We start from the raw sequence: 22,693 nt of genomic DNA, 5'->3' as shown, positions 1-22,693 counted from the left end.
CCTACAGCAGCGATCGATAGAGATCGTCCCACTCGGGATTCATCCCCTCGATCAACGCGATCTTGCGAGCCCGGCTCCACGTCTTGAGCCGCTTCTCGAGCAGGATCGCGTTCTCGAGGGTGTGGTGGGCTTCGTACCAGACCAGGGTGTGGATGCCGTGGCGGCGGGTGTGGCTGGGGACGACGTTGTTCTTGTGTTGCCAGACGCGGGCTACCAGGTTGCGGGTGGAGCCGATGTAGAGCATGCCGTGCGGGGCGCTGGCGAGGATGTAGGTGCACGGTGGTGGTTGGTTGGTCGGTCTCCTCCCCATGGGGAGAGGATGGCAGAGGGGTCCGACAGGTCAGGGGTTGGTGAGGGCCTGGTTGACCGCGGTGCCGAAGGCGAGGTCGTCCGTGGTGGTGACGTGGGTGTAGGTGCCGCCCGTCTTCTGGGCCAGGGACTGGAGGGTCGGGGTGGTCTGGGTGCCGAGCGCGATCACGTCGATCCGGATGGGGTGGCTCGGGTCGGGGGTGATGTCGGCCAGGAGTTGGTCGCCGGTGACCGTGGAATCGTCGTTGGGGCCCGAGGTGATCAACAGGATGGAATTCGTTCGGCCGGGCGAGAATTCGCTCACCGCGTTGCGGTAGGCGGCGACCAAGGCGGGGTAGGCGCGGTCCTTCTTGTCGGTGGTGGGGCTGACGTTCGACAGGGCCTTGGCCAGGTCGGTGCGGTGCTGTTCGGTGAGGGGTGCGGTGGGGGAGAGGATCTTGTACGGGTCGTCGGAGTCGTGCGCGTAGGTCCAGACGCCGAGGCCGAAGTCGGCGGGCATGGTGGCCATCGTGGACTGGAGGGCGCCGAGGGTATTGCCCAGTTTGGTGAGGGTGCCGTCGGTGGCGCCCATGGGGGCGGTGGTGTCGATGAGCACGGTCGCGTGCACGCCCAGGACCGGGTTGGCGAGCACCGAACGCACCTGCGTCAGAACGGGTTTGGCGGGCACCGGGACGGCCGTCGCGGCGGGCGGCTCGAAACCCTGGTCGGCGAACAGCCTCTGCTGCTCGGGGGCGCGCAGATAGTCCACGAACAGGCCCGCGATGAGGTTGGCGGTCTTGTCGACCCACGGCCCGGTCAGCAGGGCCGCGGGATGATCGGCGACGGGCGCGGCACCGGCGGGCCGGTACTGCGCGACACCGGACACCGCCTTCAGTTGCTGAGCGGTTACCGGCAGCGCGTGCACCGTCCCTTTCGCCGGATCCGCGGCCCCGGCCAGCGCGCCCAGCGTGGCGGTGACATCCCCGGGCTCGGGCGCGCCCGCGGCGAGCTGGGAGATCGCCGACACCACCTGACCGGATTTGGCCGCCGTCTCGTCCAGCGGATCCGAACTCGACAGCGCCGCACCGACAGTCGTCGCCGTCGCCAGCGTCGCGTCCCCGTCGGGCAACGCGAGCCGCAACCCGCCCCAGCCCGGCAATCCGACGTCGCTCAGCGAACCCTGTTGCAGCTTGGGCAGATCCGCCCAGCCGGTCTTCGCCGACTCCAGCGCCGCACGCAACGGCTCCGGCACGGCCAGCACGATCGGACTCGTCGCCACCGAGGCGGGCGCGCCCTCCACCAGGCCGGGCACCCGCATCGCCTCGATCGACCGCGACGAATCCGGAATCCACAGCGCCGGTTCGGGTCCGAGCGCGGAATCCCAAGCGCGGCCGGTGAATCCGGCCACCATCGCCGCCGAGGGGCGCCCGGTCACCCGCACGCTCGCGCAGTGATCGCGAACCTTGGGCTTGGTGGCGTTGTAGCGGTCGGCGGCGGCGCGGACGGGCGCGAGGATATCGGGGTCGACGGTGACGGCCAGCGTCGCCTCGCCCTCGACGCATTCGGCGGCCGCGCTGCGACTTTCGTCGGCGGATCGGTGACTGAGCCAGAACCAGCCACCGATCCCCGCGATCACCAGCAGCACGGCCGCCACGGATATCACCAGCCCCTTGCTGACACCCCGTGAACCGTCCGCACTGCGATGTGTACCCACGGGTTGCCAGTGTAGAGAGCTACTCCCGGACCAACCGTCCGCGGTCGTACTCGTGCCCGCCCCACACACCGGTCTGACCGGTGTCGGCCGCGAACTGCCCGCACTGGCGGCGGATCGGGCAGCTCGCGCAGACGCTCCGCGCGTACGCGAAGTCCTGCGACGGGTACGGGAACCACGCCTCGTGATTCGGATCACCCTTGCACGCGGCCTGTTCCCAGCTCTGCGAATCCGAGAGCGGGAGCAGATCCACCAGGGTGAGCTCCTGTACTGCGTTCGTCATATCGGATCCCCTCCTTTCTCGGGGTCTATCGGGTGGCGGACAGGTCCTTCCAGATCCGCCGTTGTCTGCGGGCCAGCTCGTCGGGCGCCTTCGGCTCCCACAGCAGCCGCATTCCGGCCTCCTCGGGGGTGCGGTCGGCCTTGCGGGTGTTGCACGGCCCGCACGCGGCGACGAGGTTGTTCCAGGTGTTCGTCCCGCCCCGGCTGCGCGGGACTATGTGGTCGACGGTCCGCGCGGGGCCCGCGCAGTACCCGCACCGCTGACCGTCGCGCCGCAGCACGCCCGCGAGCGTGGCGCGGCTGTGGTCGTGCCGCGCCACCCTGTGTTCGAGATAGACATAACGCAGCAGACGAATCGTCTCGGGCAGCGCTAATTCCAGATGCCGCGAACGGATGGGGACGTAAGGCTCGCGATCGGCGACGGTCTCGGCCACGCCGGAGACGAGCAGCACGATCGCCCGGTCCGCGCCGATCTCGCACAACGCCTCGTAGGAGGCGTTGAGCAGCAGCACACCGGTGTGTATCCAATTGTCGGGCGCGTCGGGAGAATCGAACAGCATGGGAGCCACCATGTTTCGTGGAGAGCGGAAGGGGAGATCGACGGGGCGGGTCAGGCCCGGCTCTGGAGGCGGCCGGACTCGCGTCGCTGCTCGGGACTCGAAAGTCGTTGTTCGCCTGCGGGATTCATTACCTTGTCGGGCATCGGCCACCTCCTCCTTCCTGCTGTTCGTGGCTGCGTCCGGCCCGTCGCGGGGCCGGAGGGAACATCGCCAATGGTGACACAGCGTTACGCCGTTGTCGGTTGATTTTTCTCCCGGTGAGACGCGCTGCGCCGCACGGGAAACCCCCTCGTCGCGCTGTTCAACGAGGGGGCCGCCGGATTTGTTCCCCGGTTCAGGACGTGATGTGCACCGCGAAGCCGGTCCGGCCGTCGCGTTCCAGCCCGGGCCGCAGCCGCAGGCTCCGGTCGTAGTCGCCGCCGTCCTGCGGGCGGTAGCGGATCGGCTCGATCGTCTCCAGTTTCGCCAGGCGTTCCCGCAGGTCCGCGGCGATCTCGGCGAACCGCTTGTCGTTCACGCGCAGGCTGCCGTGCACCAGGAACGGCGGCAGCACGTCCATGCCGGGGTAGTAGAGGATGCCGTGGTGGATGGGGAACAGCAGATCCTCGATCGGCCCGTTCACGCCGCGGTCGGAGTAGCCCGGCTCGCGCCCGCCGATCGTCACCACCAGCATCGCGCGGCGGCCGCTGAGAATGCCCGCGCCGTAACGGGGTAACGCGCGCGAACCCACGCCGTAGGCGAACCCGCAGGTGAACACCCGGTCCACCCAGCCCTTGAGGATCGCGGGCATCGAGTACCACCACAGCGGGAAATGCAACAGCACGGTGTCGGCCCACAGGAGTTTCTCCTGTTCGGCGCGAATATCGGGGGTGAGCGAGCCGTTCGCGTACGCCTCGCCGGACGCGAGCATGAAATTCGTTTCCGCGACGTCGCCGAAATCCGCGGCGTCGGCGTGGGACTTCCAGCCCATCGCGTACAGGTCGCTCACCCGGACCTCGTGACCGTCCTGCCGAAGCTGTTGCACCGCAACATCTTTCAATGATCCTGTCAGCGAATCCGGTTCGGGGTGCGCGTATACGATCAAGATGTTCACCTCGGCCGGTAACGGGTTCATCGGTGTTCGTATTCCCGGGCTGAACTTTCGGTGAATTGCTCGCCACGGCGGGAACGAGGCGCGGTAACGGGGGAAGATCTACCTCGTGACCGCAGAACTCATTGTGCTCACGATTGTGATAGTCACCGCGCTTGCCTTCGATTTCACCAATGGTTTCCACGACACCGCCAACGCGATGGCGACGTCGATTGCCACGGGTGCGCTCGGACCTCGTGTGGCGGTTGCACTTTCGGCAGTACTGAACCTTGTCGGAGCGTTCCTGTCGGTGGAGGTCGCCAAGACCGTCTCCGGGGGGCTGCTCAAGATCAACGACGTCCATCACATGGACCTGTTGCACATCGTGTTCGCCGGACTGGTCGGCGGCATCCTGTGGAACCTGCTGACCTGGCTGCTCGGCCTGCCGTCGAGTTCCACGCACGCGCTGTTCGGCGGCCTCATCGGCGCCGCGATGGCCGCGCTCGGGGCGAGCGGGGTGATCTGGACCGGCGACAAGAGCACCGGCCTGATCAACAAGATCATCGTGCCCGCCCTGCTGGCGCCGTTCGTGGCGGCGCTCATCGCGGCGCTGAGCACGTTCGTGATCTACCGCCTCACCCGCGCGGCGAACGAGGGCAAGGTGCGCACCGGCTTCCGCTGGGGGCAGATCGGGTCGGCCTCGCTGGTGTCGCTCGCGCACGGCACCAACGACGCGCAGAAGACGATGGGCGTCATCTTCATGGCCCTGGTCGCGCACGGCACCTACACCAACAGCGACAGCATCCCGCTGTGGGTGAAGGTGTGCTGCGCGCTGGCCATCGCGCTGGGCACCTATCTCGGTGGCTGGCGGATCATCCGCACGCTCGGCAAGGGCCTGGTGGAGATCGACTCGCCGCAGGGCTTCGCGGCCGAATCGGCGTCGGCGTCGATCATCCTGACCTCCGCGCAGTTCGGTCTGCCGCTGTCGACCACGCACACCGCGACCGGTTCGATCCTCGGCACGGGCCTGGGCAAGCCGGGGGCCGAGGTGCGCTGGTCGGTCATGGGCCGCATGGTCGTCGCCTGGTGTCTCACGCTGCCGCTGGCGGCCGTGGTCGGCGCGCTGTGCTGGGGGATCGCGGACCTGTTCGGCGGGCTGGCCGGTGTGCTGGTCGACTTCGTGATCCTGCTCGCGGTCTCCGGGTACATGTTCCTGCGGGCGCGGCGCAATCCGGTCGGCACCCACAACGTCAACGACGAGTGGGAGGGCGGCCTCACCCCGCCGTCCAACGTGTCGACCCCCACCACCGGCGCGTCGGTCTAGGAGGCACCGTGCACACCTTCGTCTCCATCGTGAAATCGCTCGGCGAGGTCGTGGCCATCGGCATCGTCCTCGGCGCGGGCCTGCCGATCCTGTGCGGCGTCGGCATCCGCTTCTGGTCCCTCGAGACCGTCGGCGCCGACGGCGCGGTCGCCCGCCGCAACCCGGTCTACCAGGCCGTCGCCTACATCTGCTTCGCGATCGTCCTCGCCGCCATCGTGGCCGGAATCCTCTACGTCGCAAAGGATTTCATCAGCCACACCTTCGACGTCCAGCTGTTCGGCGCCAAACCCCCCAAGAAGTGAGCTTCCCCATGACAACCGAACACCGGTCGATCCTCACCTGCGTCCTGGACTGGCTGCGCGCGGGCTACCCCCAGGGCGTCCCCCGCGAAGACTACGTCGCCCTGTTCGCGGTCCTGCACCGCAAACTCACCGAGGAAGAGATCGCCGAGGTCGTCGAACGCCTCCTCACCGACGGGCATGTCACCGACATCGACCGCGCGGATATCGAGGCGGCCATCACCGGGCTGGCTCATGAGAAGCCGAGTGCGGAGGATGTGAACCGGGTGGCGTCCCGGTTGGCGGCGGGCGGGTGGCCGTTGGCGCATCCGTCGGAAGGCTGAGTGGCGGAGGGGAATTCGACACGACAACCTCAGACAGCGCCGAGTCGGCGTGCGGTATCGACCGCGTTTACACCCGAGACGAATGTCGCCATCCGCTCGGCGGACGCGGGAAGGTAACTTCGGTATTCGGCCACCGCGAAGACGTAAGCCCAAGCGTGCAAACGACTCTCGTCGAGCAACGGATGCGCGTTCAGTTGCGTCAGCCGCTCGGCGATCGTCGTCGGACCGTCCTGAATCGCCACCCACAGGGCCGCCTCGGCGTTGATATCGCCCAGTGCCCCGAGCGGATCGATCGTGTACCAGTGATCGGGGCCCCGCAGGATATTCTTCGCCTGCAGATCGGCGTGCAGGACGTGGCGTCGCGTCGTCGTGCGGAGCAGCCGGTCGAGGATCCGCTCGGCCGCGGGAAGATGACGGTCCGCGCCGAACGCGGCCATCGCCACGGCATAGCGGGGGTCGGCGAAACGCTCTCTGGCCCAGGCGATTCGCATGGCCGCGACCTCGGCCAGATCCTTCAGAGCGGGCGGTGCGGGGAGGTCGGCGGCGTTGAGCCGGGACAGGAGCGCACCGAATCGTTCGGCGTCGGCGGGGCCGTCGGTGGGCCAGACGATATCGCCGGGCACGATCCGGGTCATCAGGAAGACGCCGGAGTCGTCGTGTTCCAGAACCGCGGGGGTGGCTCCGGTGGCCGACCAATGGTCGAGCAGACCGATTTCCGTCGCTCCGGACTCCTGATCGACCGGAAGCTTCAGCACCACCGCGGTGCCGGTGGCCGTGGTGGCGTAGACGCAGCACGACATCGCACCGCTGTCGGCGACGCTGTCCAGGTCGAGCCGCCATGCCCGGGCGTAGCGTTCGATTCGATCCGGGAGGGCGTCGAGCCAGCGTCGGCCCTCGTCTTCCCCGCGGAGGAACAGGATCGCCCGTTCGAGGCGTTCGGGGATGGCGGGCACGGTCATCGGGTGAGAACCTCCTTGATCGTGCGGGCGAGCGTTTCGAGGTCGGGTTCGTCGTTGTAGATGTGGGTGGCGAAGCGAAGCAGGCATTCACCGCGCGGACCGGGGCCTGCCCAGATCCGTAGCGGCACGGCGCGGGTGGCGTCCTTCACCTGCCGGACCGTCACACCCTCGAGGACGAATGCCCGCAATCGCGGTGGCAGATACGCGGTTTCGGCTGTGGGGTGGGCGCCGCAGTCGGCGAGCAGGCGGGAGCCGGTGTCGGCCAGGGCCTCGCATTCGGCCAGCAGGTGGCGTGCCCGCCACTCGGCCCATTGCGCGAGCGCGGTGTCGATCGTCAAGCGCGGTACCGGATCGAATGTGCCCGGCCAGGAGTATCTTTCGATCAGGTCCGGTGCGTCCCAGGTGAGTGATACCTCGGCCGGGCGGACCCGGTCGACGAGATCCGCGGCGAGCCAGAGGAGCCCGACGGCGCGCACCGCCGGAAGCCATTTGTGCAGGGTGCCGAACATCGCGGCGGCACCCCATGTCGACGGAGTCATCGGGACGTGGCCGGGGCCGTGGGCCGCGTCGAGAATCAACCGGCCGCCGCGATCGCGCACCCACTCGGCGACCCGCTCGACCGGCATTCGGATCGCGGCCGAGGAGCTGACCAGGCTCATCTGGAGGTAACGGACGGAGCCCGGAACCGCGGTGTCGAGCGCGTCGAGCAGTTGCTCCGCGCTGTGGAACGGCAAGGACACCGGCACGACAACGAGATTCGCCGACGCGCGGGCCGCGGCGAGTTCCCATGCCCGGATGATCGAGGAGTACTCCGTGTCGAGGACGACCACGGTGTCGGCTCCGGTGAGCGGCAGCGAGGCGATGACGGCGGCCGCGGCCGAGGTCGCGTTGGCGCAGAACGTAATCCGCTCGGGCTCGAGCGCGAACGCCTCGGCGACCCGCGCGGTCCGGTCCCGGAGGAGATCGACCAACTCGGCTCCGAGTCGAATGTTCGGATCGCCCTCGATCCGGTCTCGGGCCGATTCGGCGGCGCGCATCACCCGGCGGGACGTGACGCCGTACGAGGCGTGGTTGAGCTGCACCACACCCGGCGCGAATGGAAAGTCCTCGTAAGCAAGGTCTTTCACGATCCCGCACCGTGTCCGAGGAGCGATCGCAGTTTCGTGAGACTGGGGACGTCGAATCGGAAGATGGCGTCGGCGGCGAGAGCGTCGTCGGGTGCGACACCGAGCCGAGCGACGGCGAATTCGACGGGGTTGGCCCCCCGAGCGCGGCCTTCGAGGGTGTCGAGCAGTCGAATCAGTCGCTCCCGTCGGTCCGCGGCGAGCAGATCCCGGTCACACACGGCCCGGAGCTGGGCGAGCAACTCCGCGCCGGATTCCCGGCCGCGCAGGCCGTCCAACTCGATCACCTGACAGGTGAGGGTCATAGCCACCTTGTCGAGCCCGGGGGAGAGACTGACGTCGAGGTACCGTGCGAACGCCTCCGCCGCGCCCGCGTGGTTCCCCCGCAAGCCGAGCACGCGGCTCGAGTCCCGCAGATGCGGCGGATTGTCGCTCGCCACACCGGATGTCCGCGACATCCGGCCCAATTCCTCCAGCAGCGCCCAGGAGCGTTCCAGTTCGAGGCAGGCCATCGTCTTCTTGCTCAGCCAGTGCAGTGCCTCGTATCTGGCGTAGGGATGGCCGGAGTCCTCGGCCGCCTCGATGGACCGCGTCAGCCACCGATCGGCCTCGAGCGGTTCGTAGGCGGCGAGGTGGGCGAGACCTCGATGCCCGAAGGCCCGCGACCGTAGCTCGGCCTCGGCGGTCATCGACGCGACCGCTTCGCACAGGTCGATACATCCGGCCGTGTCCTGAACCGGACCGCACAGCGCGACCTCGGCCCTCAGGATCAACGCCTCGGCGCGGATCTCGCCGGAGGTCAGGTGCTGGGTGAGCAACTCGTCGAGTACGCGGTCCACGTCCTCCCACCGGCAGGTCATCCGCAGGTTCCGCGCCCACAGCAACCGCACGCCGGCGACCTGATCGGGTTCGAGCGGTTCCGCTCCGCTGAACGCCAGCGCCGCCGCGCACGATCGGGTGCCCGCGCTGTGATCGCCACTGACCGTTTGGGATTCGGCGAGCAGTGACCACGAGTGGAACGACGGTGCGTGCTCGACCGCGATGTCCGCGAGTTCGCGTGCCTTGGATACCGCGCCCAGCGCGAGCTGGCGGCGGGCGGCCGCCAGCGAGAGGGGCCCCGCCTTGGCCCGATCGCGGGCCGCGACCGCGACCGCCGCCGCCCGCACCTGCGTTTCGTCGTCCCAGTGCGGCTCGGCCTCGAGGATCTCCAGGAATCGGGCGTGCTGGCGACGCCACCGCGGCGCGTTCTGGGCCCCGCGTTCCCGCAGGATCTCGGCGAACAGCGGATGATGGATCAGATACCGGTCGAGGTCGCCGCGGGGTTCGGCGGGCCGCACCAACGCGTACTCCTCGAACAGCACGTGCAGACGGTCGTAGACATCGTCGATATCCAGGCGCGCGAGTCGCGCGAGGTAGTCGACCTCGAAGCTGTAACCGATCAGCGCGGCGGTCTCGAGCAGCCGTTGATCCTCGAGGGTGAGGTAGGACAGCCGCTCCTCGAGGACCGCGGTGATCTGTTGTGGCGCAACGCGATCCGTCTGGTCGCCCAAGCGCGCGAGGGATTCGGCGAACAGCGGGTTGCCCGCGCTCAGTCGCACGATGCGCGACATCGAATGCGCCGGGAGCACAGCGCCTTTCGTCGCTCGGCGGACCAGCAGCTCGGTGTCGGCGCTCGACAACCGCGGCAGTTCCATCACCATGGTTCCCGGCCGATACCGGCACAGGCGGTACACCGCCCGTTGCAGGGGATGTGTCTGATCCTGTCCGCGCAGCTGATCGGGGCGGAACGCCAGCACCAGGATGAGCGGCCCGTCGATCCGCAGGGCGATCGTGGTGAGCAGATCGATGGTGGCGGTGTCGGCCTAGTGCAGGTCGTCGAGGATCATCAACACCGGACCGTCGGCGAGCAGGTCCTCGATGAAACGCAGTAACTGATCGAGCCGACTGTCGATCTCCGCCTGATCGTGACCGGACGCCGCGAAGGTCCGACCCGTGCGCACTCCGGCCGCGAGCAACTGACCGACCACCGGAACGGATTCGATCCAATCCGGAGCATGTTCGCCGAACGAGCGGGCCAACCGCTCGAGCCTCGATCGAGAGCCCGATCGCTCGGCCGACGAGGTCAGCGACCGCAGGCATTCCCGCACCGCTTGGAAGGAGTCGGACGCCAGGGAATTCAGCATCGCCTGTCCGTATCCGGCCAGCAGGCCCCGGTCGGCGTGACGCTGAACGGCGTGGTGAGCCAACGTTTCCAGCAGACTGGTCTTTCCGACTCCGGCCTCGCCCTGGACGACGAGCACGTCTCCCGCGCCGGTTTCGACAACCCGATCGATGCGGCCGAGCAGCTCGGCGAGCTCGTCGACACCGTCCACCAAGGGCGCGGGCTCCGCGAGTCGTGACAAGATTCCCCCTCCGGTTCAGCCGACCGTGATGACGGAGCAGTCTAGTCGACAACCTCGTTGCTACCCTGGAGGTTTGGTGATCGGCGAACGACGAGGCCCCGGGCGCAATGCGTCCGGGGCCTCTCTCGCTGTGCCGGCTCAGTTCTTGTCGGCCAGTGCCTTCGCCTCGCGGCGGCGGCGGTGGAGGATGGGTTCGGTGTAGCCGTTGGGTTGGCGGGTGCCTTCCAGGATGAGGTCCTTGGCGGCCTGGAAGGCGACGCTGGCGTCGAAGTCGGGGGCCATGGGACGGTAGTTGGGGTCGTTGGCGTTCTGGCGGTCGACGACGGGGGCCATGCGTTCGAGGCTGGCGATCACCTGGTCGGTGGTGACGATGCCGTGGCGCAGCCAGTTGGCCATGAGCTGGCTCGAAATGCGCAGGGTGGCACGGTCTTCCATGAGGGCGACGTCGTGGATGTCGGGGACCTTGGAGCAGCCGACGCCGTGATCGATCCAGCGGACCACGTAGCCGAGGATGGACTGGGCGTTGTTGTCCAGCTCGCCCTGGATCTCCTCCGGGGTCCAGTTGGTGTCGGCGGCCAGCGGGATCTCGAGCAGCTGGTCGACGCTCGCGCGCAGGCCGCCCTTGGCGATCTCGGCCTGCCGCTTGAACACGTCCACGAGGTGGTAGTGGGTGGCGTGCAGGGTGGCGGCGGTCGGCGAGGGGACCCACGCGGTGGTGGCGCCCGCGCGCGGGTGGCCGATCTTCTGCTCGAGCATGGCCTTCATCAGATCGGGCATGGCCCACATGCCCTTACCGATCTGCGCCCTGTGCGGCAGGCCGGTGGCCAGGCCGGTGTCGACGTTCCAGTCCTCGTAGGCCAGGATCCACTGCTGGGACTTCATGTCCGCCTTGCGGACCATCGGCCCGGCCTCCATGGAGGTGTGGATCTCGTCGCCGGTGCGGTCGAGGAAGCCGGTGTTGATGAACACCACGCGGTCCTTGGCGGCGGCGATGCACGCCTTGAGGTTGACCGTGGTGCGGCGCTCCTCGTCCATGATGCCGACCTTGAGGGTGTTGGTGGGCAGGCCCAGCACCTCTTCGACGCGGCCGAACAGCTCGTCGGTGAAGGCGACCTCGTCGGGGCCGTGCATCTTCGGCTTCACGATGTAGACCGAGCCGGTGCGCGAGTTCTTGAGCTTGGCGTCGTCGCGCAGCGAGTGCGTGGCGATGAGCGAGGTGATCAGGGCGTCGAGGATGCCCTCGGGCACCTCGTTGCCGTCGGCGTCGAGGATGGCGTCGGAGGTCATCAGGTGGCCGACGTTGCGCACGAACAGCAGCGAACGACCGTGCAGCACCAGCTCGGAACCGTCGAGCGCGGTGTAGACCCGGTCCGGGTTCATGGTGCGGGTGAAGGTCTTGCCGCCCTTGGAAACCTCTTCGGCCAGATCGCCTTTCATCAGGCCGAGCCAGTTGTGGTAGCAGAGCACCTTGTCCTCGGCGTCGACCGCGGCGACCGAGTCCTCGAAGTCCATGATGGTGGTGACCGCGGACTCGAGCACGACGTCCTTGACGCCCGCGTCGTCGGTCTTGCCGATGGGCGATTCCGGATCGATCTGGATCTCGATGTGCAGGCCGTTGTGCTTCAGCAGCACCGCGGTCGGGTTCTCCGGCTCGCCGCGGTAGCCGACCAGCGCCTGCGGGTCGCCGAGGCCGATGGTGGTCTCGTCCTCGAGGGTGACCTCGAGTTCGCCGTCGACGATGGCGTACTTCTTCGAGCCGACGTGCGAGCCGGTGATCAGCGGGACCGCGTCGTCGAGGAAGTTGCGGGCCCACTCGATGACCTTGTCGCCGCGGACCTTGTTGTAGCCGCTGCCCTTCTCCGCGCCGCCGGTCTCGGGAATGGCGTCGGTGCCGTAGAGGGCGTCGTAGAGCGAACCCCAGCGGGCGTTGGCGGCGTTGATCGCGAAGCGGGCGTTCATCACCGGCACGACCAGCTGCGGACCGGCGGTGGTGGCGATCTCGTCGTCGACGTTCTGGGTGCCGATCCGGAAGTCGGCGGGCTCCTCGCGCAGGTAGCCGATCTCGCTGAGGAACCGCTTGTAGGCGGCCTTGTCGTAGCCCGCGCCCGGGTTCTCGGCGTGCCAGGCGTCGAGTTTGCCCTGGATCTCGTCGCGTTCGGCCAGCAGCGCCCGGTTGCGCGGCGCGAGGTCGCTGATGACCCGCTCGGCACCCGACCAGAACGCGGCGGAGTCGATGCCGGTGCCGGGGAGCGCCTCGTTCTCGACGAAGTCGTGGAGAACTTTCGCCACCTGAAGCTCGCCGACCTGAATCCGCTCTGTCATCTACTGCCTCATTTCGAGAAGCCGGATGGAAAAAGTACGCCTGTCATGTTACTCGGCGGTAGAAGCCGGACCTCACACCCCTTGATCGTATCGCGCGCTGCCTTTAATGTACTGGATGGAACATTACGACGGAAGGGGCGCGGGGATGGGACTCACCGACAAGGTCGCCGTGGTCACCGGCGGCAGTCGCGGGCTCGGCCGGGAGATGGTGCTGGCCTTCGCCGCGGCCGGCGCCGACGTGGTGATCGCCAGTCGCAAGTTCGACGCGTGCGCCGAGCTGGCGAAGCGGGTGGCCGACGAATTCGGCAGGCGCGCACTGCCGGTCGCGTGCAACGTGAGCGTGTGGTCGCAGTGCGACGAGCTGGTCGAGGCCGCCTACGCGGAGTTCGGCCGGGTCGACGTCCTGGTCAACAACGCCGGGCTCTCCCCGCTGTATCCCAGCCTCGATCAGGTCAGCGAGGCCCTGTTCGACAAGGTCATCGGCGTGAATCTCAAAGGGCCGTTCCGGCTTTCGGCGCTGATCGGGGCGCGCATGGCCGCGGCCGGGGGCGGGTCGATCATCAACGTCTCCTCCCTCGAGGCGGTGCGGCCCGAGCCGTTCGCGGTGCCGTATTCGGCGGCCAAGGCGGGCCTGAACGCGCTCACGCTGGGTGTGGCGCAGACCTACGGACCGTCGGTGCGGGTCAACACGATCCAGTGCGGCCCGTTCGCCACCGACATCTCGGCGTCGTGGCCGGAGGAGTTGCGCGCGGAGCTGAGCAGACACAATGCCGCGGGCCGGGTCGGCGAGGCCGCGGAAATCGTCGGCGCGGCACTGTATTTCGCGGATCGGGAGGCGTCGGGATTCTGCTCCGGCGCGACGCTGGCGCTCGACGGAGGCTGGCGATGACCACCACCCCCGAGCGCCGCCGCGGCAGACCCCCGGCCGCCACGGCCGAGCAGACGCGGTGGCGGATCACGCGGGTGGCCGTGGACCTGTTCGCCACCAAGGGATTTCACGGCACCGGCGTCGCGGAGATCGGCGACCGCGCCGACGTGCAGCGGGGCGCGCTCTACTACCACATCGGCTCCAAGGAGGAGCTGCTGTTCCAGATCCTGCGCGGCTACACCGAGGTGATGCTCGCCGAGGCCAGCGAGATCGAGGCGAGCGACGACGATCCGATCGCCAAGCTGCGCAAGCTGATCCACAGTCATGTGCGGCTCATCATCGAGCATCGGCAGGAGGTCGCCATCCAGCTGCGCGACGTCTCGGCGCTGACCGGCGAGCGCGCCGACGACCTGCAGGACCTGCGCGACCGGGTGCAGGAGCGCTGGCAGCGGGTGATCGACGCCGGGCACGGCGAGGGCCTGCTGCGCACCGCCGACCACGTGGTCACCAACAGCGTGCTGGGGATGCTGAATTCGGTGACCCTGTGGTACCGGCCCGGCGGCGGGCGCACCCCCGAGGAGATCGGCGACATCGTCGCCACCACGGTTCTGGACGGAATGACCGCGCCCGGTGTGGACCGGGCGACGGCTCTCACTCACACGAAAGGCTGATCATGTCCTGGGATTTCGAGACCGACCCGGAGTACCAGCGCAAGCTGGACTGGGTCGCCGACTTCGTCCGCACGGAGGTCGAGCCCCTCGACCTGATCGGACTCAACCCGTACAACCGCGCCGACCCGCAGGTGCGGGCGCTGCTGCGACCGTTGCAGGAGCGGGTCAAGGAACAGGGACTGTGGGCCTGTCACCTCGGGCCCGAGCTGGGCGGCCCCGGTTACGGGCAGCTCAAGCTCGCGTTGCTCAACGAGATGCTCGGCACGTCGATGTGGGCGCCGCTCGTCTTCGGCAACCAGGCCCCCGATTCGGGGAACGCGGAGATCCTCGCCCACTTCGGCACCCCCGAGCAGAAGGAGCGCTATCTCGGCCCGCTGCTCGCCGGTGAGATCGGATCCTGTTATGTGATGACCGAACCCACCGGCGGTTCGGATCCCACCTCGTTCCAGGCGCGCGCGGTGCGGGACGGCGATTCGTGGGTCATCAACGGCGAGAAGTGGTTCAACACCGCCGCCGAGCACGCCGCCTTCCACATCGTGATGGTGGTGACCGCTCCCGACGCCGCGCCGCACGAGCGGCTGTCGATGTTCATCGTGCCCGCCGAGACGCCGGGGCTCGAGATCGTGAAGAACTTCCGCGTCCCCGGTTTCAGCGACCACGAGGCGCATCTGCGGTTCACCGACGTCCGGGTGCCCGCCGACCATCTGCTCGGCGCGGAGGGCGCGGGCTTCCTCGTGGCCCAGACCCGGCTCGGCGGCGGGCGGGTGCATCACGCCATGCGCACGGTTGCCCTGGTGCGCAAGGCATTCGACATGATGTGCGAGCGCGCGGTGTCGCGGCCGATGGGCCGTGGTGTGCTCGGCGGCAAGCAGATGGCGCAGGAGGCCATCGCCGATTCCTGGATCGAGATGGAGCAGTTCCGCCTGCTCGTGCTGCGCACCGCGTGGCGCATCGACAAGGAACAGAACTACCGCAACGTGCGCAAGGACATCGCCGCCATCAAGGTCGCCATGCCGAAGGTCATGCACGATGTGGCCCGCCGCGCCCTGCACCTGCACGGCGCTCTCGGCGTCAGCGACGATCTGCCCTTCATGGACATGCTGGCCTATGCCGAGGTGATGGGCCTGGCCGACGGCCCCACCGAGGTCCACAAGATCACTCTCGCCAAGGAGGTCCTCAAGCAGTACGCCCCCGCCGACCCGGTCTACCCCAGTGGCTATCGTCCCGCCCTGCGCGAGCAGGCCCGCGACCTGGTCGCCCGCAAACTCGAACACGCCGTGGGCAATCTCTGACCCCCGCTACCCTGGGCCCTGCAAGTCACCACCTGATGTAAGGAACCCCATGGGTAGCACGGTTATCGATCTCGCCAACGTCCTCATCGCGCACGCGACGGCATTCTGGACCTGGGCCAGCACGGGTTCGGCGGGTTTCCCGCCCCTGTGACGGCCCGCAGCGACGCCCGAATGCCACGTGAGTTCACGTGGCATTCGTCGTTTCGGGGTCAGGCGTCGCGCCAGCGCAACTTGCCGTCCGTGGCGGTGGTCGCGCAGATCATGGGCTTGCCGGTTTTGGTGACTCCGCGTTGGTTGGGGATGTCGCAGAACGCGCCCGGGGTGACGTCGGTTACCGGCGGTGCGGCCGCGCTCACTGTCGTACCGGCGGCGACGAGGATCGTGGCCCAGAGGGCCAGGACGAGGGAGGCTGCTGAGGTACGCACGGCCTTGCTCCTGTCGGCGAGTGCGGAATTCGGGGGTGTATGAGGTGATCCGATTCGCCGGGGAGCAGTGTTACCTCAGGGTCGTCGCGATTCGTCTCGATCGGTGCGGTAGCGCAGCAGGACCACGCCGGACCGGAACCGTTTGGTCTCGATGAGCCGCAGCCGGGGCAGCCCGGTCGTGAACAGCCGCGCGCCCTCGCCGAGAACCACCGGGTAGACGAACAGCCGATACTCGTCCACGAGATTCTCCGCGATGAGCGAGTGCACGAGCCGAATGCTGCCGGTGGTGACAATGTCCTTGCCCGGCAAGGCTTTCAGCGCGTTGATCTCCTCGGCCAGCGGTCCGCGTAACACGACGCTGTTCTCCCACCCCGGGTCGTCCAGACTCCGGGAGACGACATATTTGCGCATGGCGTTCAGCTCGGCGGCGATCCCGGTCTCGTCGTCGATCTGCCGCGGCCAGTAGCCGCGCATCTCCTCGAAGGTGACCCGCCCGAACACCACGGCGTCGCACCGCTCGGTGTGCCGCATGGTCTCGGCGAGCACATCCGAGGTGTCCTCCTCGGCCGTGACGGTGAACCATCCCGCCGACGCGTCGATCACCCCGTCCAGGGTGATGTTCTCGGTGACCACGAGATCCCGCATCCGCACTCCTCGCTCTCGAATTCTCCTTACCGGAACAGACGAGACGGAATGGGGAAATTCATTGACTTGAAGCGGTTCAGGTCTTCGATACTCGGAGCGTGACCGAGCGCCAGTGGACGATCGCGCAGGCATCCGCGCTGACGGGCCTGCCGGAGAGCACGCTGCGGTACTGGGAACGGATCGGGCTCGTTCGTCCCGTCGACCGCGATCTCTCCAGCGGTCATCGCCGCTACGGCGAGGACGATATCGACACTCTCGACACGCTGGGCAACCTCCGCGCGGTCGGCATGTCGGTCGCGGACATGCGCCGCTACCTCACCGGTCGGCACCGCGGCGACGATGCCGCGGGCGAACAGCGAGCCCTGTTCGAGGCCCACGCGCAGCGTCTGGCCGAGGAGATCGAAACGCTCGAGCTGCGTCGCCGCTACCTCGAACTCAAGGTCCGGTACTGGGCCGCGCGCGAGCGGGGCGATCTCGATGAGGCCACCGAGATCGCCGCCCTGATCCGGCCCCTGATCGATCGCGTCAACCCGAAGGAGACCACATGACCACCACATCCGCATCGTCCCGATTCGACTGGCATTCGACCGCCGCCGAGGTCGTCGAGGGCGTCGACCTCACCGGGCGCCGAGCCTTGATCACCGGCGCGGCGAGCGGTATCGGCGTCGAAACCGCCCGCGCGCTGGCCGCCGCGGGTGCCGAAACCGTCCTCGCCGCAAGGGATCTCATCGCTGCCGCCGCCGTCGCGGACGACATCCGCGCGAGCACCGGCAACGACGACGTTCACATCGCCCACCTCGACCTCCTCGACCGCGCGTCGATCGACTCGCTCGCGGCCGCCAGCATCGGCAGACCGCTGCACATCCTCATCGGCAACGCGGGTGTGATGGCCATCCCCGAACTGCGGCGCAGCCCCGAAGGCCACGAGCTGCAATTCGCCACCAACCACCTCGGACACTTCCGACTCGCCACCGCGCTCCTGCCCGCGTTGCGGGCGACCGACGGCGCCCGCGTGGTGTCGGTCAGCTCACGCGCACACCTGAACTCGAACGTGGACTTCGACGACATCGACTTCCGAACGCGCGCTTATGATCCCGCCCTGGCCTACGCGCAATCCAAGACCGCCAACGTCCTCTTCGCCGTCGAGGCCGCACGCCGCTGGGCCGAGGACGGCATCGAGGCCAATGCCGTGCACCCCGGGGCCATCCTCGACTCCAACCTCGTGCGCCACTACGACCAGGCCACCGTGGACCAATTCCGCACCTCGGGCCGCTACACCTTCAAAACCCTCGCCCAAGGCGCGGCCACCAGCGTCTACGTCGCGACCGCACCCGAACTCGCCGGGACGGTCGGCCGCTACTTCGAGAACTGCCGAGAAGCCGATCCCGACGACCCGACGGCCGCCGGAATCGATGCCGCCGGGGTCGCCGCGTACGCCCTGGACCCGGACAACGCCCGCCGTCTGTGGGAGATTTCGGAACAGATGAACAAATGAATTTCGCTGGACCGCAGCGGGATTCACTCGACTATTCGTCCGATATTGCCAGAATCCGTGCGGCGGAATCGCTTTCGCTCAACGAGACCCGGCGGAGTTCGGTCAACGCGGCTTTGTAGCGACCAACCTCCTCGGAACGCTCGAGGTAGAGATTTCCGACGTATTCCTCGATGTAGACGAGTGGCGGTTCGACGAACTTCGAGTGGGGGAGGAGCGGGAACTCCAGCAGCGAGAAGGGTCCGACGAGGGCGCCGATGTGATTGCGGGTGTTGAAGGGAACGAGGCGGATCGAGACGTTGGGGCGTTGGGTGAGTTCGGCGAGATGGCGGCGCTGCTCCGCCATGACGCCGGGGCCGCCCCATTCCTCGCGGATCGCCGCCTCGGACAGGAAGATTTCGGCGGTGAAGTTCGAATCGTTCAGCCGCTCGAGCGGTTTCAGCGATCGCTCGATCCGCGCCTCGACCTGCTCGGTGGGCGCGTTGGGGTCCGCGGTCCACGCGACCGCACGGCAGTAGTCGGGAGTCCGCACGACCGGCGGCAGCAGGATGACCGACCACGCGGTCAGTCGCTTGACGGCGTCGTCCACGGTCGAATACGGATCGGAGCCGTCGGTCCCGCGGTCCACATGCGGCCGCCACCAACCGCCCCCGTGCTTCACCGCGGCCCGAACCTCGTGTGCCAGAGCGAGAATCATGCGGCGCGTGTCATCGGAGACCCCGTAACGATCGCACAGCGCGTTCATGTACAGATCGCGCGCCGAGGGCGCGGACAATCCGTCCTCCAGACGTCCCATCGTCTGCGGTGATATTCCCAGCACGCGCGCGGCCTGGAACTGGCTGATTCCCGCCCGTTTCCGCAGCGACTCCAACTGCCGACCGAGCGCGCGGCGAGCGAGCGTCGAACCTTCTGCGACCATGTCTTTCTCCTTATCCTCATACCGATGAATGATCTGCGACACTGGAATACCGGAGTAGAAATTCGGAATTGGTCGGCAACCGATGTGAAGCAGAGTGCGATGCGGGTCGGCTGACCGCTTCCGCAACGAGGTTATGCTCGCGCCGGGCAGTAGATAGGCACAGAATGTGCCCTTGCGGCCGATACCCCTGGTGGTGATTCGGCGTATCCTGTTGGCATGTCTGAATTTCCGCAGCGGTTGAAGGCTGCGCGCATCGGTGCGGGCCTGACCCGGCCTGTGCTCGGGCAGCTGGTGGGGCGAAGCGAGGGGTGGGTCAAGGCCCTCGAGGTCGGTCGATTGCAGCAGCCGCGTTTGCCGATGCTGATCAAATTGGCGGAAGCGCTCGGGCTGGACGATCTTTCGACCCTCACCGGGGACCAATCCCTTTCGCGGGCGGCCTATGGCAAACTCCGGCATCCGCTGTTGGACAAGATCACCGCGGCACTGGTGAGCTATCCGCATCCGTCCGCGCGGGACAAGCCGATCCACATCGATGCTCTCGAGGCGCAGGTCCGGCAGACGTGGGAATTGTGGCACGGTACGAGACATCAGCGTTCGACGGTCGCGCCGGTATTGGCCGGACTACTGACCGATGCCCGGTTGGCCGCAAGGCAATTCGAAAACGACGAGCGCCGCCGCGCGCGAATCGTGCTGGCTCAGGTCTATCACCTGGTTCAGTTGTATCTCAGTTTCCAGCCGGTTCCCGATCTCGTACTGATGGCGGGGGACAGGGCGATGATCGCCGCGCAGGACGCGGACGACCCCTATGCCATCGCCGCCGCGGCGTGGTATGTGAATCATGTCTACCGAGATGCCGGTGAACAAGCCGAGATTCGAGTCGAATTGGCGCGAGACGCCTGTACGCTGTTGAATCTCGAGCGGAGCGAAGAAGACCGTGCACTCCATGGTCTGATGCAACTCGCCATGGCGTTGTCGTTCGCCAAGATCGGGCGGGAGGGCGACGCCTGGCGGCATTGGGACAAGGCGCTCGAGCTCGCGCGTTCACTGACGCGGGAGCATCCGTGGCTGAAATTTGGTGTGCCGATGGTCGAGAGCTACGCGATTTCCATCCATTGCGACCTCGTCCGCGGCGGTTACGCGGTTCAGCACGCCAACAAGCTGAACCTCGGGTCGGTTACCTCGTGCACGCGGCGTAGTTTCCACGAGACCGAGATCGGTCGCGCCTACCATCTCAAGGGCGAGCCATTGGGGGCGGTGACGATGCTGAAGCGCGCGCACGAGACGTCCCCGGACACCTTCGGTTTCAGTTTGTACGCTCGTTCACTCATTCCCGAACTCGTGAAGCATGGCGGGGCCAATGTGCGTCCCGATGCCGAGCAGCTCGCCGTCGCGCTCGATATTCCGGTGTGAGCGGCGGACTCGTTATCGGATGTCGAGCCGCAGCGTGTCGGCCAGTTGCCGCATGTCCGGTGTGAGCGTGCGGCGCTCGGCGATGATCCGGCCGAGGAGGTCTCGTGCGGAACGCTGTTCGGCCAGCCATGGTCGGGCGTCGCGGGCGAGGGAGGTCAGGACGTCGAATGCCGCCTCGGGGTCGCCCAATTCGAGATGGGCGGCTGCGACATCGATTCGGTGCCGGTTTCGGTTGTCGGAGGTCGGGCGGGGATCGGGCGGGATGTCGCGGGCGAGGCGCAGGGCCAGGTCGGGACGATTGTCGACCACGAGATTCTCGACGCGTTTCATGGCGACGGTCGTGGGGTCGAATGTCGTCCAATAGTGGTGGTAGGGAGCGGGTTCCGGGCGGAGCGCGGCCGCGGCTGCGACGGCGAGGCGCATCATGTCCTCGGCCTCGTCGGGGCGGTTGTCGCGGACCGCGGCGGCGGAGCCGCGGAGCAGCAGCCAGCCCCAGGTGGAGATCTCGCGGGTGGTCGCGGTCGAGAGGTGGGGCTGGGTGCGGTCGGCCCACTGGCTGGCGAGGGTGCGGACCGTGTCGAATCGCCGTTCCACGATCAGGAGCCAGCACAGCGTGACGACCGTCGAGGCGGCGTCGAGGGTATCGCCGGTGGATTCCGCGTCGGTGAGGGCTCGGTGCAGTGCGCGGCGGGCGGGGGCGGGTTGGCGGGTCTGAACCATCACCGATCCCGCGAGTTGCAGTGTGCGCGAACGCAGAAGCGGTGCGGCCGACGCGGCCTCTTCGATCAGAAGGGGGAGCACGCGGGCCAATCGTTCGTACTCGTTGTCGTGGTACAGCCTGGTGGCGTGCGACAGGGTCGCCTCGAGGCCGGGGGTCGGGGCCGATGCGGGGGTGTCGGGGAGCGATTCCAGCGCCGCGCGGGTGGGTGCCCAGAGGGTACTGCCGTCGTTCGTGTCGGGCGGTGCCGGATTCGGGCCGAGCAGCGTGGTCACGGGGCATCCGAGAGCGACGGCGAAGCGGCGCAGGGTCGTCAGGCCGATGTCCTCGCGTTCGCCTCGTTCGATCTCGCGAATCAGCGACGGCGCGACTCCCGAGGACTCCGCGAGTTCGCGTCGGGTCAGTCCTCGCCGTCTTCGGGCGGATTGGAGCCGGTCCCCGAGGTCCATATGTTCAGGTTACGACTCAGGAATGCCCGGCTTGCTCACGCCGCGACGGTGGGGTGTTATCCCTCGGCGACGCCCTAAGTTGACGAGTTGTTCTCCCGCGCAACGATTTCCGCCAACTCGGTGAGTTCGTGAATCACCCAGTCCGACCGCTCGGCCACCTCTGGCTTGTCTCGGAGGATCCATCCCCAAGGCCCTCGCTGGATGTAGGCCGTGCGCATTCCCGCCTCCTTGGCCGGGGTGACGTCGTTATCGATTCGATCCCCGACGTAGACGATCTCGTGCGCCGGGAAGGGAGCTACCTCCACGATCTTGGTGAAGAACTCCGGTGCCGGTTTCGCCACACCCCAGTCGTCGGAGGTCGCGATGAAATCGGTTGGCAATCCCAGACTTCGGAGGATGCGTCCCGAGCGCACGGTCTGATTGCCGACAATGCCAACCCAGACCCCGAGGCTGCGCAGCTTCGCCAGCGCGGGTCGCGCGTCCGGGTACAGATCATCCTCCCCGTAGGTCTCCGGCTGCCCGGCGTCCACCCGCGCCTGCCGTTCGCGATCCAGATCGAAGCCGGGGCGGAATACCTGGAAAGTCTCCCGGTAGTCCAGTCCGGTCGCGATGATCGCGCCGAAGACCGCCGAGAACGTGTGTCGCGGCACCCCGAGCCAATCCGCCCAGGTTCCGTACTCGCGTGTCTCGTCCACGAGTGTTTCACCGACGTCGAACACCACGGCCGAAATCATGCGTCCACGGTACTGAAGGGACGGCAAGGTCTCAGCCCCGCGGCCCGATCCACAACGCCTCCGCCGTGGCACACGGCGTGCCGTCGGCCGTCGAAACCGCCACGCCCACAGTGTATTTGCGCCCATCCACCGAAATCGGCCACGCGTGGACGAGATGTTCCTCCCCCGCGCTGACAGGCTGATGCACCGTGACCCGCATGGCCGCCGTGAGGCCGCCCGGCCGCATGCCGGAGGCGAGGATGGCCACCCAGCCGCCGGGGCAGTCGAGGGCTGACCAGACGTTGGGGGAGGTGAGGGTACCCGTGGGGGCGGCTAGGGCGTGTCCTGTAAGTGGTTGTGTGGGTTTGGGTGAGTCGATGTGCTGGTTGTGTTAACGGTGTGGGGTGGTTGGTCGAGGTGAAGTGACG

Annotated in this window: 24 protein-coding genes; 9 read left to right on the top strand and 15 right to left on the bottom strand. The window is 67.7% G+C overall.

Annotated elements, in window-relative coordinates:
- Position 1 precedes the first annotated feature (1 nt).
- The 5 genes from ACWDSJ_RS31625 to ACWDSJ_RS31605 form a co-directional block, all read right to left on the bottom strand.
- Entirely contained in the window at positions 2–310 is a 309-nt protein-coding gene (locus ACWDSJ_RS31625) for a GIY-YIG nuclease family protein (protein WP_450036261.1), read from the bottom strand.
- Between the two features lie 30 nt (positions 311–340).
- Positions 341–2,002, bottom strand: coding sequence for a substrate-binding domain-containing protein (locus ACWDSJ_RS31620; protein WP_450036260.1), 1,662 nt, complete (start codon positions 2,000–2,002; stop codon positions 341–343).
- Positions 2,003–2,021: 19 nt separating this feature from the next.
- Complete coding sequence (locus tag ACWDSJ_RS31615; RefSeq protein WP_387360952.1) at positions 2,022–2,282, bottom strand: WhiB family transcriptional regulator; 261 nt, start codon at positions 2,280–2,282, stop codon at positions 2,022–2,024.
- A 25-nt stretch (positions 2,283–2,307) separates the two neighbouring features.
- Positions 2,308–2,841, bottom strand: coding sequence for an HNH endonuclease (locus tag ACWDSJ_RS31610; RefSeq protein WP_450036258.1), 534 nt, complete (start codon positions 2,839–2,841; stop codon positions 2,308–2,310).
- 334 nt (positions 2,842–3,175) lie between these two features.
- Positions 3,176–3,934: an NAD(P)H-dependent oxidoreductase gene (locus tag ACWDSJ_RS31605; protein WP_450036360.1), complete on the bottom strand. Its 759-nt coding sequence runs from the start codon at positions 3,932–3,934 to the stop codon at positions 3,176–3,178.
- A gap of 106 nt (positions 3,935–4,040) precedes the next feature.
- On the opposite strand from ACWDSJ_RS31605, the gene ACWDSJ_RS31600 reads away from it, so the two are divergent.
- Genes ACWDSJ_RS31600 through ACWDSJ_RS31590 form a run of 3 tightly spaced genes read left to right on the top strand, consistent with a single transcriptional unit; the run spans position 4,041 to position 5,856 of the window.
- Positions 4,041–5,234, top strand: coding sequence for an inorganic phosphate transporter (locus ACWDSJ_RS31600; protein WP_387360956.1), 1,194 nt, complete (start codon positions 4,041–4,043; stop codon positions 5,232–5,234).
- Positions 5,235–5,242: 8 nt separating this feature from the next.
- Positions 5,243–5,536, top strand: coding sequence for a hypothetical protein (locus ACWDSJ_RS31595; RefSeq protein ID WP_450036256.1), 294 nt, complete (start codon positions 5,243–5,245; stop codon positions 5,534–5,536).
- Positions 5,537–5,544: 8 nt separating this feature from the next.
- On the top strand, positions 5,545–5,856 hold the full coding sequence (locus ACWDSJ_RS31590) for a DUF3349 domain-containing protein (protein WP_387360960.1): 312 nt from the start codon (positions 5,545–5,547) through the stop codon (positions 5,854–5,856).
- Between the two features lie 29 nt (positions 5,857–5,885).
- On the opposite strand, the gene ACWDSJ_RS31585 is transcribed toward ACWDSJ_RS31590, so the two are convergent.
- The 5 genes from ACWDSJ_RS31585 to ACWDSJ_RS31565 all read right to left on the bottom strand — a co-directional run bounded on the left by ACWDSJ_RS31585 (position 5,886) and on the right by ACWDSJ_RS31565 (position 12,663).
- The gene (locus ACWDSJ_RS31585; RefSeq protein WP_450036254.1) at positions 5,886–6,815 is read right to left on the bottom strand and encodes an aminoglycoside phosphotransferase family protein; all 930 of its coding nucleotides are present in this window, start codon (positions 6,813–6,815) and stop codon (positions 5,886–5,888) included.
- Positions 6,812–7,942: an aminotransferase class V-fold PLP-dependent enzyme gene (locus ACWDSJ_RS31580; RefSeq protein ID WP_450036253.1), complete on the bottom strand. Its 1,131-nt coding sequence runs from the start codon at positions 7,940–7,942 to the stop codon at positions 6,812–6,814. Before ACWDSJ_RS31580 ends, ACWDSJ_RS31585 begins: the two co-directional genes overlap by 4 nt.
- Positions 7,939–9,735 (bottom strand): hypothetical protein, encoded by a 1,797-nt coding sequence (locus ACWDSJ_RS31575; protein ID WP_450036252.1) that lies wholly within the window; start codon positions 9,733–9,735, stop codon positions 7,939–7,941. Before ACWDSJ_RS31575 ends, ACWDSJ_RS31580 begins: the two co-directional genes overlap by 4 nt.
- 66 nt (positions 9,736–9,801) lie before the next feature.
- Positions 9,802–10,341 (bottom strand): AAA family ATPase, encoded by a 540-nt coding sequence (locus ACWDSJ_RS31570; RefSeq protein WP_450036251.1) that lies wholly within the window; start codon positions 10,339–10,341, stop codon positions 9,802–9,804.
- 138 nt (positions 10,342–10,479) lie between these two features.
- Positions 10,480–12,663 carry a malate synthase G gene (locus ACWDSJ_RS31565; protein ID WP_450036249.1) on the bottom strand — a complete coding sequence of 728 codons (2,184 nt, stop codon included), beginning with the start codon at positions 12,661–12,663 and terminating at the stop codon, positions 10,480–10,482.
- Positions 12,664–12,808: 145 nt separating this feature from the next.
- Between ACWDSJ_RS31565 and ACWDSJ_RS31560 the strand changes: the two genes are divergently transcribed.
- The 3 genes from ACWDSJ_RS31560 to ACWDSJ_RS31550 are packed head-to-tail and all read left to right on the top strand — an operon-like array spanning position 12,809 to position 15,494.
- Positions 12,809–13,552, top strand: a complete 744-nt coding sequence (locus ACWDSJ_RS31560; RefSeq protein ID WP_387361313.1) for an SDR family NAD(P)-dependent oxidoreductase — start codon at positions 12,809–12,811, stop codon at positions 13,550–13,552.
- A complete protein-coding gene (locus ACWDSJ_RS31555) occupies positions 13,549–14,202 on the top strand; it encodes a TetR/AcrR family transcriptional regulator (protein ID WP_450036247.1) in 654 nt (217 codons plus the stop codon). The genes ACWDSJ_RS31560 and ACWDSJ_RS31555 overlap by 4 nt, the downstream gene beginning before the upstream one ends.
- Positions 14,203–14,204: 2 nt before the next feature.
- Positions 14,205–15,494: an acyl-CoA dehydrogenase family protein gene (locus ACWDSJ_RS31550; protein ID WP_450036245.1), complete on the top strand. Its 1,290-nt coding sequence runs from the start codon at positions 14,205–14,207 to the stop codon at positions 15,492–15,494.
- A gap of 209 nt (positions 15,495–15,703) precedes the next feature.
- Here ACWDSJ_RS31550 and ACWDSJ_RS31545 read toward each other — a convergent pair whose 3' ends face one another.
- Both ACWDSJ_RS31545 and ACWDSJ_RS31540 read right to left on the bottom strand, forming a co-directional pair.
- Entirely contained in the window at positions 15,704–15,919 is a 216-nt protein-coding gene (locus ACWDSJ_RS31545; protein WP_387360974.1) for a hypothetical protein, read from the bottom strand.
- A gap of 75 nt (positions 15,920–15,994) precedes the next feature.
- Positions 15,995–16,564: a dihydrofolate reductase family protein gene (locus ACWDSJ_RS31540; RefSeq protein WP_450036243.1), complete on the bottom strand. Its 570-nt coding sequence runs from the start codon at positions 16,562–16,564 to the stop codon at positions 15,995–15,997.
- A gap of 98 nt (positions 16,565–16,662) precedes the next feature.
- Between ACWDSJ_RS31540 and ACWDSJ_RS31535 the strand changes: the two genes are divergently transcribed.
- Positions 16,663–17,112 (top strand): MerR family transcriptional regulator, encoded by a 450-nt coding sequence (locus ACWDSJ_RS31535; protein WP_450036241.1) that lies wholly within the window; start codon positions 16,663–16,665, stop codon positions 17,110–17,112.
- Positions 17,109–18,059 carry an SDR family NAD(P)-dependent oxidoreductase gene (locus ACWDSJ_RS31530; RefSeq protein WP_450036240.1) on the top strand — a complete coding sequence of 317 codons (951 nt, stop codon included), beginning with the start codon at positions 17,109–17,111 and terminating at the stop codon, positions 18,057–18,059. Before ACWDSJ_RS31535 ends, ACWDSJ_RS31530 begins: the two co-directional genes overlap by 4 nt.
- Before the next feature lie 31 nt (positions 18,060–18,090).
- Here ACWDSJ_RS31530 and ACWDSJ_RS31525 read toward each other — a convergent pair whose 3' ends face one another.
- The gene (locus tag ACWDSJ_RS31525; protein WP_450036238.1) at positions 18,091–18,975 is read right to left on the bottom strand and encodes a helix-turn-helix domain-containing protein; all 885 of its coding nucleotides are present in this window, start codon (positions 18,973–18,975) and stop codon (positions 18,091–18,093) included.
- Positions 18,976–19,191: 216 nt separating this feature from the next.
- On the opposite strand from ACWDSJ_RS31525, the gene ACWDSJ_RS31520 reads away from it, so the two are divergent.
- Positions 19,192–20,385: a helix-turn-helix domain-containing protein gene (locus ACWDSJ_RS31520; RefSeq protein WP_450036236.1), complete on the top strand. Its 1,194-nt coding sequence runs from the start codon at positions 19,192–19,194 to the stop codon at positions 20,383–20,385.
- Between the two features lie 12 nt (positions 20,386–20,397).
- On the opposite strand, the gene ACWDSJ_RS31515 is transcribed toward ACWDSJ_RS31520, so the two are convergent.
- The gene (locus ACWDSJ_RS31515; protein WP_450036234.1) at positions 20,398–21,552 is read right to left on the bottom strand and encodes a helix-turn-helix domain-containing protein; all 1,155 of its coding nucleotides are present in this window, start codon (positions 21,550–21,552) and stop codon (positions 20,398–20,400) included.
- Positions 21,553–21,626: 74 nt separating this feature from the next.
- Positions 21,627–22,286, bottom strand: a complete 660-nt coding sequence (locus tag ACWDSJ_RS31510; RefSeq protein WP_450036232.1) for an HAD family hydrolase — start codon at positions 22,284–22,286, stop codon at positions 21,627–21,629.
- Positions 22,287–22,693 lie beyond the last annotated feature (407 nt).

Source organism: Nocardia sp. NPDC003482, assembly GCF_053588115.1.
The sequence above is the reverse complement of the archived record's forward strand: the minus strand, read 5'-3'. Positions and strand labels throughout refer to the sequence as shown.